The 16,273-nt window shown below is 36.0% G+C and carries 14 protein-coding genes; 2 read left to right on the top strand and 12 right to left on the bottom strand.

Annotation, left to right across the window (positions count from 1 at the left end):
* Positions 1-346: 346 nt before the first annotated feature.
* From ftsX to GSM_RS00385, 7 genes are all read right to left on the bottom strand, one after another.
* Positions 347-1,234, bottom strand: coding sequence for a permease-like cell division protein FtsX (ftsX, locus tag GSM_RS00415; protein ID WP_003688822.1), 888 nt, complete (start codon positions 1,232-1,234; stop codon positions 347-349).
* Positions 1,224-1,913, bottom strand: a complete 690-nt coding sequence (gene ftsE, locus GSM_RS00410) for a cell division ATP-binding protein FtsE (protein ID WP_003688824.1) — start codon at positions 1,911-1,913, stop codon at positions 1,224-1,226. The genes ftsX and ftsE overlap by 11 nt, the downstream gene beginning before the upstream one ends.
* Before the next feature lie 97 nt (positions 1,914-2,010).
* Positions 2,011-3,127 (bottom strand): peptide chain release factor 2 gene (gene prfB / locus GSM_RS00405; RefSeq protein WP_235720320.1). Its coding sequence is split into 2 segments (ribosomal slippage): positions 2,011-3,054 and positions 3,056-3,127, totalling 1,116 coding nucleotides; the frame shifts between segments, so codons are not numbered across the junction.
* Between the two features lie 93 nt (positions 3,128-3,220).
* Positions 3,221-5,584, bottom strand: coding sequence for a preprotein translocase subunit SecA (secA, locus tag GSM_RS00400; protein WP_003688828.1), 2,364 nt, complete (start codon positions 5,582-5,584; stop codon positions 3,221-3,223).
* A gap of 175 nt (positions 5,585-5,759) precedes the next feature.
* On the bottom strand, positions 5,760-6,305 hold the full coding sequence (gene hpf, locus GSM_RS00395; protein WP_003688830.1) for a ribosome hibernation-promoting factor, HPF/YfiA family: 546 nt from the start codon (positions 6,303-6,305) through the stop codon (positions 5,760-5,762).
* Positions 6,306-6,421: 116 nt separating this feature from the next.
* On the bottom strand, positions 6,422-7,114 hold the full coding sequence (locus GSM_RS00390; protein ID WP_003688832.1) for a ComF family protein: 693 nt from the start codon (positions 7,112-7,114) through the stop codon (positions 6,422-6,424).
* Positions 7,086-8,441, bottom strand: coding sequence for an ATP-dependent helicase ComFA (locus GSM_RS00385; protein WP_003688834.1), 1,356 nt, complete (start codon positions 8,439-8,441; stop codon positions 7,086-7,088). Before GSM_RS00385 ends, GSM_RS00390 begins: the two co-directional genes overlap by 29 nt.
* Between GSM_RS00385 and GSM_RS00380 the strand changes: the two genes are divergently transcribed.
* On the top strand, positions 8,405-9,121 hold the full coding sequence (locus tag GSM_RS00380; protein ID WP_003688836.1) for a YigZ family protein: 717 nt from the start codon (positions 8,405-8,407) through the stop codon (positions 9,119-9,121). The two genes, GSM_RS00385 and GSM_RS00380, sit on opposite strands and share 37 nt — an antisense overlap.
* Positions 9,122-9,183: 62 nt before the next feature.
* Here the strand turns inward: GSM_RS00380 and GSM_RS00375 are convergent, their stop codons facing one another.
* The 4 genes from GSM_RS00375 to groES form a co-directional block, all read right to left on the bottom strand.
* Positions 9,184-10,287: a glycosyltransferase family 4 protein gene (locus tag GSM_RS00375; RefSeq protein ID WP_003688838.1), complete on the bottom strand. Its 1,104-nt coding sequence runs from the start codon at positions 10,285-10,287 to the stop codon at positions 9,184-9,186.
* A 123-nt stretch (positions 10,288-10,410) separates the two neighbouring features.
* Positions 10,411-12,240 carry a potassium transporter KimA gene (gene kimA, locus GSM_RS00370; protein WP_003688840.1) on the bottom strand — a complete coding sequence of 610 codons (1,830 nt, stop codon included), beginning with the start codon at positions 12,238-12,240 and terminating at the stop codon, positions 10,411-10,413.
* Positions 12,241-12,766: 526 nt separating this feature from the next.
* A complete protein-coding gene (gene groL / locus GSM_RS00365; protein ID WP_003688842.1) occupies positions 12,767-14,392 on the bottom strand; it encodes a chaperonin GroEL in 1,626 nt (541 codons plus the stop codon).
* 37 nt (positions 14,393-14,429) lie between these two features.
* Positions 14,430-14,714 (bottom strand): co-chaperone GroES, encoded by a 285-nt coding sequence (gene groES / locus GSM_RS00360; RefSeq protein ID WP_003688845.1) that lies wholly within the window; start codon positions 14,712-14,714, stop codon positions 14,430-14,432.
* A gap of 175 nt (positions 14,715-14,889) precedes the next feature.
* Here groES and GSM_RS00355 point away from each other — a divergent pair, with 175 nt between their 5' ends.
* Positions 14,890-15,522, top strand: coding sequence for a CPBP family intramembrane glutamic endopeptidase (locus tag GSM_RS00355; RefSeq protein ID WP_003688848.1), 633 nt, complete (start codon positions 14,890-14,892; stop codon positions 15,520-15,522).
* A 41-nt stretch (positions 15,523-15,563) separates the two neighbouring features.
* Here the strand turns inward: GSM_RS00355 and GSM_RS00350 are convergent, their stop codons facing one another.
* Positions 15,564-16,217, bottom strand: a complete 654-nt coding sequence (locus tag GSM_RS00350; protein WP_003688849.1) for a redox-sensing transcriptional repressor Rex — start codon at positions 16,215-16,217, stop codon at positions 15,564-15,566.
* Positions 16,218-16,273 lie beyond the last annotated feature (56 nt).

The following is a 16,273-nucleotide window of genomic DNA, read 5'->3' as shown; positions in this document are numbered from 1 at the left end:
TTAATCATCCTCCCAAACTACTTAATTTATCCACGTTTATAGTATAGCAATATATCATGATTATCACAAAAAAGTAATAAATTATATAAAGCGGCAAAACTTGAGTACTAACGTAAAATTACAAATATAGCATGTTCCCTACTATAAGGTAATCCGAAGTTAAAGTAATTCAAGGTAAGACAGAAAATTTTGACTTATGACTTATAGTGTACATTTATATGCAATAAATAAGGGCCGAGTCAAAATTTAACTTATGACCCAGCCCCTTCTATTAATCAAAACACAACCTATTTTATACAAAATTTCTCTAACATATCGTCATACTAGTTAAAATCTTCTTTTACCACTAAATTCTGAGAAAACGTCTCATTGAAATTCCAGAACCAATTGCTCCGATTACAATACCAATCAAAATTAGTAAAGTATCAATCTGGAATAAAAAGACCCCTGGAGTCAGTAGGCTATATCCAGTGCTGGCAAGAGAATTTGAAATAATTCCATAAAGCCATACGTATCCGAAATCAACAATAATTATTGGGATGATTGCACCAAACAATCCCGTCCAAGCTCCTTCAAGAATAAAAGGCCACCTGATAAAACCATTTGTCGCACCAACTAAACGCATAATTGAAATTTCATTTTTGCGTGATAGAATCGTGATCCTAATCGTGTTAGAAATTAGGAAGACTGCAACAAAAAGCAATAAGAAACTTATGGCGATACCCCATTTTTGAATATTATCAACAATGTTGAACAACTTCTTTGCAGAAGCCCCACCATACTTTGCATCATAAACATGCTTCATTTTTTTTGCTTCTTTAGCAATTGTTACAGTTTGTTCCGGTTTCTTTGCACTCACAACAAAGACATCGTTTAACGGATTATCATCGCCGCCGAAAAGCTTGAACTCTTTTCCGTAACTTCCAATTACATTTTTAAGCTCTTGTTCTTTACTAGAAAATTTAATCTTACTGACAGAATGAAGTTTTGCTAAATCCTGTTTAAGTTTTGCTTCTTGTTTCTTATTTGTTCCACGATCAATAAGTACCCTGACCTGAACATCATTTTCGATATCAGAAGCAACTTTATTAACATTCATTAGAATTGAAAATAAAATACCCACTAAAAGAAGGGTCACCGTAACCGCACTAAGCGCAGCGACAGACATCCAACCATTACGTTTTAAGCTTTTTAAGCTTTCAACTACATGTCTCTTAAACGTACTAATCTTCATCTTGGAAAAATCCTCCTTCAGTCTGATCACGAACAATTTTTCCATCTTCTATCTCTAGAACACGGTGCTTATATTGATCAACAATTTGACTATTATGAGTAGCCATTACAACAGTTGTTCCCTCACCATTAATTCGTTCAAGAATTTCCATTATTCCAGCTGCAGTATCCGGGTCCAAATTACCAGTTGGTTCATCAGCAATTACAACTTCGGGTTTATTAGCAATAGCACGTGCTATCGAAATTCTTTGCTGTTCACCACCTGAGAGCTCATTTGGAAATGCATCTACTTTATGCTTCAATCCTACCAAATCCAAGACATAATTCACTCTTGTTGCAATTGTCTCAGGGTCTTTTTCAATAACTTGAAGTGCATAGGCAACATTTTCAAAAATAGTGAGCTTCGGCAATAACTTGAAATCTTGGAAAACAATCCCTAATTCGCGCCTTAAAAATGGAATCTCACTATTCTTTATCTTTTGTAATTCGTAATCATTAACCTTGATTTCACCAGAAGTAGGACGTTCTTCACGGTACATCATTTTTATAAATGTTGATTTTCCAGCTCCACTGGGACCAATCACATAAATAAATTCACCCTGTCGAATCTTAACGTTAAAATCATTAGCCGCCAAGATTTCATTGGGGTACTTTTTAAACACATGTTTAAATTCAATCAAAAGGATTTTCCTCCTTATATTTTGATACACCCCAAGTATTATATCATTAATACTAAATGCAATATTGCAACAACGTTACAATTTAGTTTCAATTAGTTTATTGTGGATTTCTCAATTGCAATTCATACTGTAAAAATGCATTTATAAATCCATCTAAATCCCCGTCCATAACACTTTGTGCATTTCCCGTCTCGTAGTTCGTCCGATGATCTTTTACTAATGAGTAAGGATGGAAAACATAAGATCTAATCTGTGAGCCCCAGCCAATCTCAAGTTGTTGGCCTTGAATCTCAGCTCTTTTCTTTTCCTGTTCTTCTAATTTTAGTTGATATAGTTTAGACCTCAACATGCTTTCAGCAGTAGCACGGTTTTGAAATTGTGAACGTTGAGCTTGACTCGATACTACTATTCCTGTAGGAATATGGATTAAACGAACCGCAGAAGAAGTCTTATTGATATGTTGTCCACCTGCACCGCTAGCACGGAATACTTCCATCTTGATATCTTCAGGTCTAAGCTCAACCTCAACGTCATCTCCTAATTCAGGCATTACATTGATTGATGCAAACGAAGTATGTCGCCTTCCAGCGGCATCAAAGGGTGAGATTCGCACTAGTCTATGAACTCCTTTTTCACTGCGCAAATATCCATAGGCATTAGTCCCTTTAATCATTAGGGAGACACTCTTGATTCCTGCCTCATCCCCAGCTTGATAATCTAAAACTTCCACAGAGAAATTATGCTGCTGTGCCCAGCGATCATACATTCGCAGCAACATTGAGCCCCAATCTTGAGATTCAGTTCCACCAGCACCTGGATGTATTTCTAAAATAGCATTGCTCTTATCATACTTACCATTTAACAAGAGTGTTAGCTGATAACTGTTCATTTTCTTTTGTGCACTTTCAATTTTTTCATCCAATTCGGCAATTATCTCTTTGTCTGGCTCAATTTTTACTAATTCCAGAAGAACTTCAAGTTCATCAAGTTTATCAGCCAATTTTTTGAAATTATCATGTTTAATTTTCAATTCATTAGTTTCTTCGATTAATTTCTGGGCTTCCTTCTGATTATTCCAAAAATCCGGATTAGACATTTGTGCTTCATTTTCAGAAATTCTAATATTCAATGCATCTAAGTCAAAGAGACCCCCTAAAGTCTGTGACTTGTTCATTCATTTTTTCGATAATTCGTTTATAATCACTTATTTCCATCTGTATACTCCTTTTTATTTATTAACTAAAGAGTCTCAACATATTCCAGTAAAACTGAACATGTTAAGACTCATAAAAATAATATCCAAATTATTAGCGCTTGATATCTTGTCTGATTTCAGCCTTCAGGAACAAGCGAGTAATATCATATTCGATATCTCCGATCATCTGTTCAAACATTCTAAATCCATCAGTTTGATACTCAACTAATGGGTTCAGCTGTCCATAACCACGCAGTCCGATGGATTGACGTAATTGATCCATTTCATCAATATGATCCGTCCATCTTGAATCAACTACTCGTAGGACAACAACTTTCTCAAACTCAAGCATTTGCGAAGCATCATACAGTTGTTTTTCTTTCGTTGCGTAATTAGCATTGGCGCAATCCATCAAGTAATTAACAATCTCCTCAGGTTTTTTACCTTGCAGATCCTTAATCGTAATACTATCTTCATTAACCATAGCACCAATCGCAAAATCGAGAATTGCTTGTAGATTCCAATCTTTTTGCTCACCTTGTGTATGCATTTGTACAAAATGTTCAACAGTTCGCTTGATCATTGCTAAAATAATTGGTTTAAGAGATTTTTCTTCCATTATTACTTGTTGCCTTTGAGCATAGATAACTTCACGCTGTTCACGCATTACATCATCATATTGCAGCACTTGCTTACGTGTATCATAGTTATTACCTTCTACACGTTTTTGTGCGGATTCAACTTGACGTGAAATCATTTTACTTTGTATAACAGCATTCTCGTCCGCAACTTTGAAGCGCTCAAGAATCGCTTTTACTCTTTCTGAACCAAAACGGAGCATCAAATCATCTTCTAATGAAAGATAGAATTGTGTTAGTCCTGGATCACCTTGTCGTCCTGAACGTCCTCGCAACTGATTATCAATGCGTCGAGATTCATGGCGTTCAGTCCCAATAACGGCTAACCCACCAACTTCACGAACACCTGGTCCTAATTTAATATCCGTTCCACGTCCAGCCATATTGGTAGCAATTGTCACAGCACCACGTTGGCCGGCATTCATAATAATTTCGGCTTCTTTAGCATGATTTTTAGCATTCAAGACAGCATGCGCAATTCCTGCTTTGTCCAGAAGTTCTGATAACAATTCTGAAGTCTCAACTGCAACAGTACCAACAAGGATTGGTTGACCTTTTTCGTGACGTTCCTTGATATCTTCAATAACAGCTGTGAACTTACTCTTTAATGTAGGGTATAACAAATCTGGGCGATCCTCACGCAAAACAGGTTTGTTAGTAGGAATAGAGATAACTTCCATATTGTAAATCTCACGAAATTCTTCTTGTTCAGTTTTAGCAGTACCTGTCATACCGGCAATTTTTTTGTACATCCTAAAGAAGTTCTGGTAAGTTATGTTGGCCATTGTCGTCGTTTCTTGTTGAATCTCGACGTGTTCTTTAGCTTCAATTGCCTGATGAAGTCCATCTGAATAACGACGTCCTTCCATGATACGCCCTGTAAACTGATCAACAATCAAAACCTCACCATCAGAAACAACGTAGTCTTTATCACGCAACATAATAAAGTTTGCGCGCAAAGCATTGTCCAAATGATGTGTTAATGCTGTATTGTCAGGATCATATAAGTTCTCAAGTCCAAAATACTTTTCAGCTTTCTTGATACCCTCTTCACTTAGAGAAACCGTTTTTGATTCAAGATCAATCTTGAAATCAGTCTCTTCCGTCAAAGTCTTAGCAAAACGATCTGTTCTAGTATACAAAGTTGTAGATTTTTCAGCCTGCCCCGAAATAATCAAAGGTGTTCTGGCTTCATCAATCAAAATTGAATCAACTTCATCAACTATTACAAAATTAAGTGGTCTTTGAACCATATCTTCACGATAAACAACCATGTTATCGCGAAGATAATCAAATCCCAGCTCACTATTTGTTGAATATGTGATATCACATTTATATGCAGCACGTTTCTCATCTGGTGATAAACTTGAAATATTTAATCCAACTGAAAGTCCAAGCCAAGAATATAACTCACCCATTTCTCTTGCATCACGTTCCGAAAGATATTCATTAACGGTTACAACATGAACGCCTTTTCCAGCAAGGGCATTTAAATAAACCGGCATAGTGGCAGTTAAAGTTTTACCTTCACCAGTCTTCATCTCAGCAATATTACCCTCATGTAAAACTATTCCACCAAAGATTTGAACCCTGAATGGATATAATCCAAGAACTCTTTTTGCACCTTCGCGAACAACTGCAAAAGCTTCTGGCAGCAAATCATCCAAAGATGCTCCTGCCACAAATTTTGCCTTTAATTCTGGTGTCTTTGCTTGTAATTCTTCATCACTTAAGGCCGCCATGTCATCGGCGTATGCTTCAACTTTATCAGCAATTTTTCCCAAGCGTTTTAATTCTCTATTGTCACTTTCAACCCATTTTCTTAGGACATTTGCCATGTCATATTTCCTTTCCAAAAAACTCAATATAAAAATTTATTCTGTTATTCTAAAAAACAGTATATCACTTTGTATTTTATCATCAATTACTCTAATTTGAAACAATTACAGTAGATTTTCAATTCTCACAAAAAAACGAGCCTGTCTCTAAAAGAGAAACGCTCGCCTTCTTTGGTTAATCTTCTGTAGATTCAATCAAACCATATCTACCATCTTTTCTACGGTAAACAATATTAACTCCATCTGTTTCTGCATCTTCATAAATAAAGAAGTCATGTCCTAGCATATTCATCTGGAGGACAGCCTCTTCGCTATCCATTGGTTTTAATGAGAAATGTTTGGAACGAACAATGTCAAAACCATTCTCAGTTTCCTCAGTATCATTTTTTTCTTGGACATTATTATTGAATCCTTTTTCACGTGACTTGCGATTAATTTTAGTTTTATGCTTGCGAATTTGACGTTCTAGCTTATCTGTCACTAAGTCAACACTGGCGTACATGTCAGGCGATGTCTCCTCGGCTCTCAGTACAAGATATGGTAATGGGATGGTAACCTCAACCTTGGCGGTCTTATCGGAATAGACCTTCAAATTTACATGAGCTGTCGAGTTAGAAGTATCTTCAAAATACTTTTCTAATTTAGTTAGTTTCTTTTGAACATAACTTCTGATTGCCTCTGTGACTTCGATATTTTCTCCACGAATATTGTACTTAAGCATAACAAACCTCTCCTTTCACAACTCAGCACCATTACTCGCTAAAATACATCAACGAACAAAGATATGCTAACTTTATTATAAAAGAAAACGTTACAATTAACAAATATTATCTCTAACTATCTTGCAAGTGTAATTGATTTTATTTTTTTGGCACCTGCATCCTTCATTATTCTTGCGGCATGATACAAGGTACCCCCTGTTGTATAGATATCGTCAAGCAACAATATGTTTGCCGCTTCTATTTCTACCCGTTTATTGCTATTCAGTACAAAGGGCTGTCTTCTCCGTAAACGTTCTCGTCTATTCAGTTTTGATTGCTTTATTTTCTCATCATTTCTAACTGCAAGCAGTTCCGTAAACGTTAAACCTGAAAACAATGCTTCTACTTGATTAAACATCCTTATCTGAAAACTTTGTTTAGAAAGTGGGACTGGTACAAACAACCATCCTTTACCATATTTCTTTTGAACGATTTCTTTTAATTCTCCATTAAAAATATTTGAATAATAGTAGTCTCCCATAAATTTAAATTTTTCAAAATATTTCTTCATCAACTCGTTATACTCATACAATGCAATATTTCCTAATAAGTCACTATATTCGCTTCCCCATTTTCTGCAGTCAATACAGGTGTCTTCTTTGTTCATTTTTCTTCCACAACCAGGGCATCTAGGATAATTGATTAATTCAACAAGGTTATTTTGGCAATTTTTGCAAAGAAATTTTTTCTTTAGCTGCTGTAGGGAAAGTACCCATTCAAGATCAAAATACTCATTAATTCTATTCTGGCACATCAAACAGTAACTCATTTTTTATTTTCCTCCCTTTCAGGTTAAGCAAAATAATCTGTTTTTTCGCATTAACAACGGTCTTTTTTTTACGACTACATAGAAAAATTGCGTCACCATCAGGTTCTTGTGCACTTCTGCCAACTCTTCCAGCAATTTGGACAAGAGATGCACTGTTAAACAACTCATCATCTGCACCCAATACTAAAATATTCAAACCAGCGAAAGTCACACCACGCTCAAGAATAGTTGTAGTTACTAAATATTGAAATGTCCCATCTCTCATCTTTTGAACTTTTTCAATTCGTTCCTTATCAGCTGAAAAAACTGTTTCTCCTTCACACCTGCCATTAATAAATTTTTTAATTACCACAATCACATCCCTTAAAAAATCAATTTGCGAAACAAAGATTAGAAACGGTTCTTTATTATCAGTCCAAGAATTTATAATCTTCTTGAGCTTATTACAAATTTTTCCACTTTGTAATTCCTTCATCCAATTTGCTCTTATAATTATCTTTGGAACAGGCAGCTCGTGTCCGTGGTATCTTGAAGGCAGATAACCAACTTCTAACTTTTTCCGCCGAACTTGTTTCATTAATGAATGAGTAGGAGTTGCTGTTAGCATAATTAGTGAACTTACAGATTTTCTAGCTGAGTTAACTGCATTCATTAGCATCACATCGTTTTTAAATGGGAAAGCATCAACCTCGTCAATAATGAGCATATCAAATGCACCTTTAAAACGTAATAACTGATGTGTAGTACAAATTACCAATTGTGTATATTCGTATTTTTCAGCCTGATAGCCATGTAAAAGAACCATTGTCACACATTCAAACGCTGCTTTTAATCTTGGATGCAGTTCATTGCAAACATCAACGCGCGGTGAGGCAATACAAACTCTTTTGCGTTTCTTAAAAGCATCGGCTAAACTCGCAAAGAGTATTTCGGTTTTCCCAGCACCAGTTACCGCCCATAATAAAAAATCCTTGTTGTCTCGTTGAATCTGAACTATTTTATTCGAACATCTCAATTGATTTTTAGACAGTTCTCCCTTCCAAGTCAATGGATCAGAGATATCCAAAAAAAGATTTGGTTCCTCTATCGTGTATAATATATGTTGTGTTGTAAGTCTTCCCAACATTATGCATGCAGGACAATAGTATTGTTGATTAGGTAAAAAAGCTCGTTCCTTTGGAGTTTTCTGTCCGCATCTATTACAAATTATTATATCCTTTTGTACTTCTAATGCAGCTTTTTTGGTAAACAAATCTCCGCCCTCAACTATAACTTGATTTGTTTCCCTTAATGCTACCCATCTTCCAAAGAAATCTTTTTTCTGCATTACCTCACCCCTCATCAAAAAATAAATACGCAAAGGAGTCGATTAACATCGAAAGTTACTTAACAATTGGGCAAGAAAATTCTGCTGACTTAATAATCAAGAAATCCACTTTTATCTGTAGTGTTGCGCGCACAGATACTGAGCAGGATGCACAAAAATTTATCGAAAAAATCAAAAAACTTAACCCAAAAGCAAACCACAATTGTTTTGCCTATGTAATTGGTTCCAAAAATGATGTTCAAAGACAAAGTGACAACGGAGAACCTTCAGGAACTGCTGGTGTTCCAATTTTAAACGTACTTCTAAAGACAAATGTTCGAAATACAACTGCTGTAGTAACAAGATATTTTGGCGGTATAAAACTTGGAACTGGTGGATTAATTAGAGCATATGGACAAGCAACGACATTGGCACTTAACAACGCAATTGTTTTGATAAAACCACAAAATATTACTGAAATAACAATCAGCTATTCCCAACTTGGGCGCTTTCAAAATTTTGCTGCCGAAAATCAATTAGTTATTGATTCTATTTCTTATCAAGAAAACATTCAGCTTTCTTTCTTAACAGAACCTTCTGAAACATCTACAAATTTATCCAAAATAAAAGACTTGCTTAATGGCCAGGTCACATTCAGACCAAACGGAACAAAATATATTGAAATACCACAAAACAAATAAAAAGGGAATCTTGGACAAAGTATTTCTCCTTGCCAAAGACTCCTATTTTTTAACGATAATTATCATTTCTTTTTTTTAGATGAAAACTTGTGTCCTTCTATCTTCAAGATTTTTCCTATCCAATTCAATACAGGTCTTCTCTCAGGTCCGACTAGCCCGATTGATTCCACAAACAATTCGAGTCCCAACAATGTTGCAATGGTCAACAAGATTGACCCCCCCAAGTTAGAAAGCGGATAAAGCAGTGAAATCATCGAAAAGATAAGTGCTATCCCATATATTACCAGAACTGTCTGTGTATGCGATAGTCCCATTTCCATTAATCTGTGGTGCAAATGGTGCTTATCAGCCTGCGCAATTGGTTTTTTATTCAAAAAGCGGCGCAATATTGCAAAAACAGTATCGGTAATTGGAACGCCAAGTATTATCACTGGAATAATTATTGAAATAAAAGTTGCATTCTTGAGCCCATAAAGAGAAAAAGTCGAAATCATAAACCCAATAAAAAGAGCTCCAGTATCTCCAAGATAAATTTTAGCCGGATGGAAATTATATGGTAAGAAGCCTAATAAGGCTGCCACCAGCATAAAAATCCAAACTGAAACATACGTACTTGTAACCGTCAAGAAGAAAAAGCCTGTAATCCCCGTCGTAAACAGAGCAATCACTGATACTCCGGTAGCAAGCCCATCAAGACCATCAATCAAATTGACCGCATTAGTAATAGCTAAAATCCAGATTAAAGTAACCGGCAGACTTAGAATTCCTAAATCGAGCGTACCCAAAAAAGGGAGTGTCAGTGTCGTCATTCTGATATTCGCAAAAAAATAAATCACTAACCCCGCAATTGTTATCCCCAATATCTTCTGTTTGGGCTTAAGTTCAAAAATATCATCGATTATACCTGTCAAAATTATTACACATTCAGCTGCTAGAAGTGGCCAAAATTGACTACTAGGATATTCTTTTCTTAAAATAAATATATTTGTTATATTAAAGGCCAAAAAAACTGCAAGGCCCCCCATTGTCGGCATTGGTGTTTTGTTGACACGCCTAGCATTCGGATTATCAACCGCGCCTATTTTGAAAGCCAATCGTCTAATAATTGGTGTCAAAAAAAACGAAAATGCCAGTGTTGCCAAAAAAGACGCAACAACTATATACATACGCCGTCCTCTTTCTTTTTCTTTAATAAATTAAAGAAGAGCTTAATTATCTACTAAAATTATAGAACCACTCTCGGTCATTATAACATAAACCCATATAGCTTTAATAGAGTCACATAAAGTCTACTTTTTTAGATGATAACTATACGTTGACACAATAATATTTTCACGCGAATTCAACACAGCACGCAACCTTAAACTGGTCTGATTGTGTAAAATGTTTTGCCATGGTTTACGCGGTACAAATTGCGGCACTAGGACTGTCATTGAATAATTCTTTTCAGCTGAGTTTTTAGCAATAACATCACAGAAGCGTAAAACAGGTGTTGCTACCGAGCGATATGAAGAATGCAAATCAACAAAACGTACATCTGGAAATGACTCCTTGAACTCCTTTGCAGTTTCATGTTCTTTTTTTGGATTCTCATCAAATGAAACATGCATTGCAATTACATAATCACCTATTGACCTTGCATAATTGATAGCTCCCGTCGTTACATGCGTTACTGAACTTACAAGGACAATTACAGTTGAGCCATCATAATCATGGAGTGTAGCCTCTTCACTCAAACGTAATTGAGAAGCAACCATGATGTAATGACTGTGAATTTTTTGAAATGCAAATAACAGAACTGGCATAATTATCAAATATGGCCATACATTTTGAAAATGCAGCAAGAACAAGAATACAACTAAAAGAAATGAAATGATTGTTCCTAACAAATTCACGAGTGCGTTCAAAATCCAATTTTTTCCTTTTTCCCTAAACCAATGGATTATCATTCCTGATTGAGAAAGTGTGAACGGTACAAAAACACCAACTGCATACAATGGAATCAGCAAGTTAGTCTGCCCATGAAAAATCAATATTAAGACAATCGCTCCAACTGCAAGCGAAATAATTCCATTTGAATATGCTAAACGGTCTCCCTTATCCATGTACATGTGAGGCATAAATTTGTCCTTTGCCAAATTATAAGCCAATATTGGAAAGGCCGAAAAACCAGTATTGGCAGCGACTGCCAGTATCATAGCTGTTGAGAATTGCAGTAAATAATAGAAGATTCCCTTACCAAAAACTGCTATCCCAATTTGAGACAGAACAGTTTCTTTAGTACTGGGAAGTACACCCAAGTAATAACTAAGGAACGTAACTCCTGTGAAAAATACACCTAAAATCAATGCCATCAAAGCTAATGTATTAGCGGCATTTCTTCTTTTCGGTTTTTTAAAGTTCGGGACTGCATTACTAATAGCTTCAACACCTGTCAAGGAAGATGATCCAGCAGAAAACGCTTTGAGAAATAGAATCAAAGACATTCCTGGAACAGCCCCGCCTATCGGTGCAGCAGCATTGTATTGAATTTTATTTGTAACAATATTGAATAGTCCCCATGCTAGCATCGAAACCAGAATGGTAATGAACAAATAAACTGGGAACGTCAAAAAAGAAGCCGACTCACGCATGCCACGCAAATTCAAAGTCATAATAAACAAAACAATGATAATTGAAATTGCGATGCTGTGCTCCCTTAAGTATGGAATAGCTGATGTAATAGCCTCAGTCCCAGAAGTTACAGAAACGGCAACAGTCAGCATATAATCAACCAGCAGCGAACCACCTGCAACTAGACCAACAGGTGTTCCCCAGTTTTTTGTTGCAACAATATATGCCCCACCACCGGATGGATAAGCATGGATAATCTGTCTATACGACAAGGTTATTGCAAACAATAGAATCAGGACAATTCCAGCAGCTGGTAAAGCATACCATGTAGCTGCAGCAGACAAAACTACTAGAACCGCTGTAATTTGTTCAGTTCCGTAAGCCACTGAAGACAATGCATCGGAAGATAACAGAGCCAAAGCCTTGAATTTTGTCAGCTGTTGATTACCTTCATCCGTTGTTTTTAAAGGCTTTCCAATTAATAATCGTTTTAAATAGTGCCACATTTAATTTCCCCTCTTTGATGACTAAGATAATCAAATTCTATGAAATAGCATCATTTTACTATCTGCTAATTCCCTATTAAAACAATTTATCACACTTTACATTCAGTTGCACCTTAAAATCAATACCAATCTGAATTTGAGCATACTTTCAGATGCATCAATAAATAAATTAGTATTCTTTCTTATACGCTTTATTTTCCATTTTTAACTACTCTAGCAAGCAAGAACTCGGTACAGATTTAGTATTTTACTCAATAAAACTTTACTTAATTATTTCAAAAATAAATATACCAAAATTCGTTTTTCACAATAGAAATTAGTAATGTAACATATGTCGGATGTCGGAAAAATTTAAGTGCTAACAAGGAATTACAAACATTGTGTGTGGATGATTTCCTACCAGTAAGTCAAGATTAGATGAAAAATTTTGGCTTATGAAACAATTCTGCACGTAATAAACAACGGAGCTAGGTCAAAAGTTAACTTTTAACCTAGCTCCGTTATTTATTATTTAATAATGTATTTATTACATCATTCCGCCCATGCCTGGTGCAGCAGGTGCGGGAGCAGCAGGTGCCTCAGGTGCTGGTACATCAGCAACAACAGCTTCTGTAGTCAGCAACAAAGCAGATACACTTGCCGCATTTTGCAAAGCAGAGCGTGTTACCTTAGTTGGATCGACTATTCCTGCCTTTACCATGTCAACCCATTCACCAGTAGCGGCGTTGTAACCAATACCTTGTTTCTGTGATTTCAGCTTTTCAACAATTACAGATCCTTCAAGACCCGCGTTTGCAGCAATTTGACGAACAGGTTCTTCCAAAGCACGTTTAACAATATTGATACCTGTTTGAACATCGCCTGTTTCCTTTAATTCAGCCACTTTACCAATGACATTAACTAATGCTGTACCACCACCAGAAACAAATCCTTCTTCAACAGCAGCTCTAGTAGCATTTAATGCATCTTCAATGCGGTACTTACGTTCCTTTAATTCTGTTTCGGTTGCTGCACCAACTTTGATTACAGCCACACCTCCAGCAAGTTTAGCAAGACGTTCTTGTAACTTTTCACGATCAAAATCTGAAGTTGTTTCAGCAATTTGCTTCTTGATTACGTTTACACGCTCAGCAATTTCTGACTTGTTGCCAGCACCCTCAACAATAGTTGTCTTTTCTTTTGTGACAGTAATCTTGCTTGCAGAACCGAGCTGATCAACCGTTGTGTCCTTCAATTGTAGACCCAAGTCCTCTGTAATAACTGTTGCACCAGTCAACGTAGCAATATCTTGGAGCATTTCCTTACGACGATCACCAAAGCCAGGAGCCTTAACGGCAACGACATTGAATGTTCCACGAATCTTGTTCAAAACGAGAGTAGGCAATGCTTCACCATCAACATCATCAGCAATAATCAATAATGGACGGCCTTGCTCTACAATTGATTGTAAAAGATTGAGAATCTCTTGGATATTTGAAATCTTTTTATCAGTAATCAAGACGTATGGATTATCCATATCAGCTTCCATCTTATCATTATCTGTAACCATATATTGTGAAAGATATCCACGATCAAATTGCATTCCTTCTACAACATCCAATGAAGTATCAATACCTTTTGATTCCTCAATTGTGATAACACCATCGTTTCCAACTTTCTCCATTGCATCGGCAATCAACTTACCAACCTCTTCATTAGCTGAAGAAATTGAAGCAACTTGAGCAATATCACTCTTTGATTCAACTTTATTTGACATCTCATGCAATTCATCAACTGCAGCTTTCGTTGCTAATTCAATACCGCGACGAATGCCCACAGGATTTGCACCAGCAGTCACATTCTTCATTCCTTCTGTAACAATCGCCTGTGCTAATACGGTAGCAGTTGTAGTACCATCACCTGCAATATCATTTGTCTTTGAAGCAACTTCCGCAACAAGTTTTGCTCCCATATTTTCAAAATGATCTTCAAGCTCGATTGCTTTTGCAATAGTTACACCATCATTTGTGATTGTTGGTGAACCGTAAGATTGTTCCAAAACAACATTTCTTCCTTTTGGACCAATTGTTGATTTAACTGTATTTGCTAACTTGTCAACACCTGCAAGCATCTTTGAACGAGCATCTTCTGAAAATTTAATTTCCTTTGCCATCAATAATTCACCTCATAGTCGATTTATATAATAATATTTAGTCTACAATTGCAACAATATCTTTTTCATGAACAACCAAATACTCTTTTTCTTCGTATTTGACCTCTGTGCCAGCATATTTATCAAACAAAACCGTTTCGCCGACTTTAACTGATAAAGCAACCTTTTCACCGTTATCTAAAACTCGGCCTGCACCAACTGCAACCACTTTTCCTGTTTGTGGCTTTTCTTGAGCATTGCTAGCAATTACTATGCCGCCAACAGTTTGTTCCTCATCTTTTTGAACTTCCAAAATAACACGATCTCCTAAAGGTTTAAGCACTGTATATCCCTCCAATATTGTTTTGTTTTTAGCACTCTACTAATTCAAGTGCTAATCACAACTATTACTATAATCAATTCGCACCAAAAATGCAAGTTTTTTATCACTCTACCTACGAGAGTGCTAATTAATGTATGTTATACTGAGTTTATTATTAAAGTGAATGGAGTAACTCATGGATATCAGAAAAAATTCTTTAGCACTGCTCATAACATATCTTGTTGTTATGCTATTTCCAAACATTTTTTTTACAGTAATCAAAAGTAACCCACTGTTGTTTATCGCAACTAGTATCATGGGAACTGCAGGAATATTTTTTATGTTCTACCTCAATCGAAAATTTCCGTTTAAAAACAACATTGAGTCAAAACAAACTTCGTTGACTTCGGTACTATTGTTAGGCCTTTTAGGAACAATTTTAGTCTTTGTTATCCAAAAAGTGACAATGCTTGCTGAAATTTATCTTCTGCATCAATCAGCTGTCTCTGAAAATACGAGCCAAATAATGACGATTATTGCTCACTATCCCTATTATTTAATATACGTGATAGTTGCTGCACCGGTGATGGAAGAATTTATTTTTCGCAAGGTGTTCTTTGGTAATCTTTCAACCTTCATCAATCCAATGGGAGCCGCGCTCTTTTCGAGTGTTCTTTTCAGCATTGCACATGCTGATGAGCATTACCTAACCTACGCTTGTTTAGGACTGGTTTTGAGCTTTATATACTACAAGGCGCACGATATTAAAGCACCAATAATTGCTCATATACTTATGAATCTTTTTGTTGTTGTATTGCAGTTAAAATAAAAAAAGCTTTACCTCAGTAAAAACTTTGGTAAAGCAGGATGTTAGTCTAATAAAGTTTCATCTTTATCACCGAACTTGTTTAAGAAATAAATCAGTGTTTGTAATTCATTTGTTAAGTCAACGTTTTGGACTCTAACAGTATTAGGTACAGTGATCCTAAGCGGTGTAAAATTAAGTATTCCCTTAATCCCGACATCAACAAGCTCATTCGTAACTTTTTGAGCAACACTAGAAGGAACGGTCAAAATTACGATTTCAATTTGTTGAACTGTTAACTGTTCCTTCATATCGGCCATATCATAAACTGGAACACTACTTTGAATCGTTCCGGTAATATCCTGATTAATATCAAAAGCCGCACTAATACGTACATTATTACTCTGATGAAAATTATAATTCAAAAGTGCATGACCTAGATTACCGACTCCAATCAGCGCTACGTTTGTTAGCTGATCTTGATTTAAAGTCTTTTTGAAGAAAGCAAGCAGGCTGTCTACATCATAACCATACCCTCGTTTTCCTAGGGCACCGAAATACGAGAAGTCTCTTCTAATTGTTGCAGAATCAACCTTAACAGCATCTGCAAGTTCGGTTGATGAAATTCTTTGTTTACCTGCATCTGATAAGAAGTGCAAATAACGATAATAGATTGGCAGTCTTTTAGCTGTCGCATGAGGAATTTTTGATGTTACCATGTTTTAGCTCCTTTCGCTAATAAATAATTCAGGCTTTTTACATAGTATAACATACT

This window comes from Liquorilactobacillus mali KCTC 3596 = DSM 20444 (genome assembly GCF_000260415.1).
Taxonomy (GTDB): domain Bacteria; phylum Bacillota; class Bacilli; order Lactobacillales; family Lactobacillaceae; genus Liquorilactobacillus; species Liquorilactobacillus mali.
The sequence above is the reverse complement of the archived record's forward strand: the minus strand, read 5'-3'. Positions and strand labels throughout refer to the sequence as shown.

Bases quoted from the DNA above. Each gene is read 5' to 3' on its own strand.
- ftsX (WP_003688822.1), bottom strand. From the start codon at position 1,234: ATGAAGATTAGTACGTTTAAGAGACATGTAGTTGAAAGCTTAAAAAGC.
- secA (WP_003688828.1), bottom strand. From the start codon at position 5,584: ATGGCAAATGTCCTAAGAAAATGGGTTGAAAGTGACAATAGAGAATTA.
- hpf (WP_003688830.1), bottom strand. From the start codon at position 6,305: ATGCTTAAGTACAATATTCGTGGAGAAAATATCGAAGTCACAGAGGCA.
- GSM_RS00390 (WP_003688832.1), bottom strand. From the start codon at position 7,114: ATGAGTTACTGTTTGATGTGCCAGAATAGAATTAATGAGTATTTTGAT.
- GSM_RS00380 (WP_003688836.1), top strand. From the start codon at position 8,405: ATGCTACCCATCTTCCAAAGAAATCTTTTTTCTGCATTACCTCACCCC.
- GSM_RS00385 (WP_003688834.1), bottom strand. From the start codon at position 8,441: ATGCAGAAAAAAGATTTCTTTGGAAGATGGGTAGCATTAAGGGAAACA.
- GSM_RS00375 (WP_003688838.1), bottom strand. From the start codon at position 10,287: ATGTATATAGTTGTTGCGTCTTTTTTGGCAACACTGGCATTTTCGTTT.
- kimA (WP_003688840.1), bottom strand. From the start codon at position 12,240: ATGTGGCACTATTTAAAACGATTATTAATTGGAAAGCCTTTAAAAACA.
- groL (WP_003688842.1), bottom strand. From the start codon at position 14,392: ATGGCAAAGGAAATTAAATTTTCAGAAGATGCTCGTTCAAAGATGCTT.
- GSM_RS00355 (WP_003688848.1), top strand. From the start codon at position 14,890: ATGGATATCAGAAAAAATTCTTTAGCACTGCTCATAACATATCTTGTT.
- GSM_RS00350 (WP_003688849.1), bottom strand. From the start codon at position 16,217: ATGGTAACATCAAAAATTCCTCATGCGACAGCTAAAAGACTGCCAATC.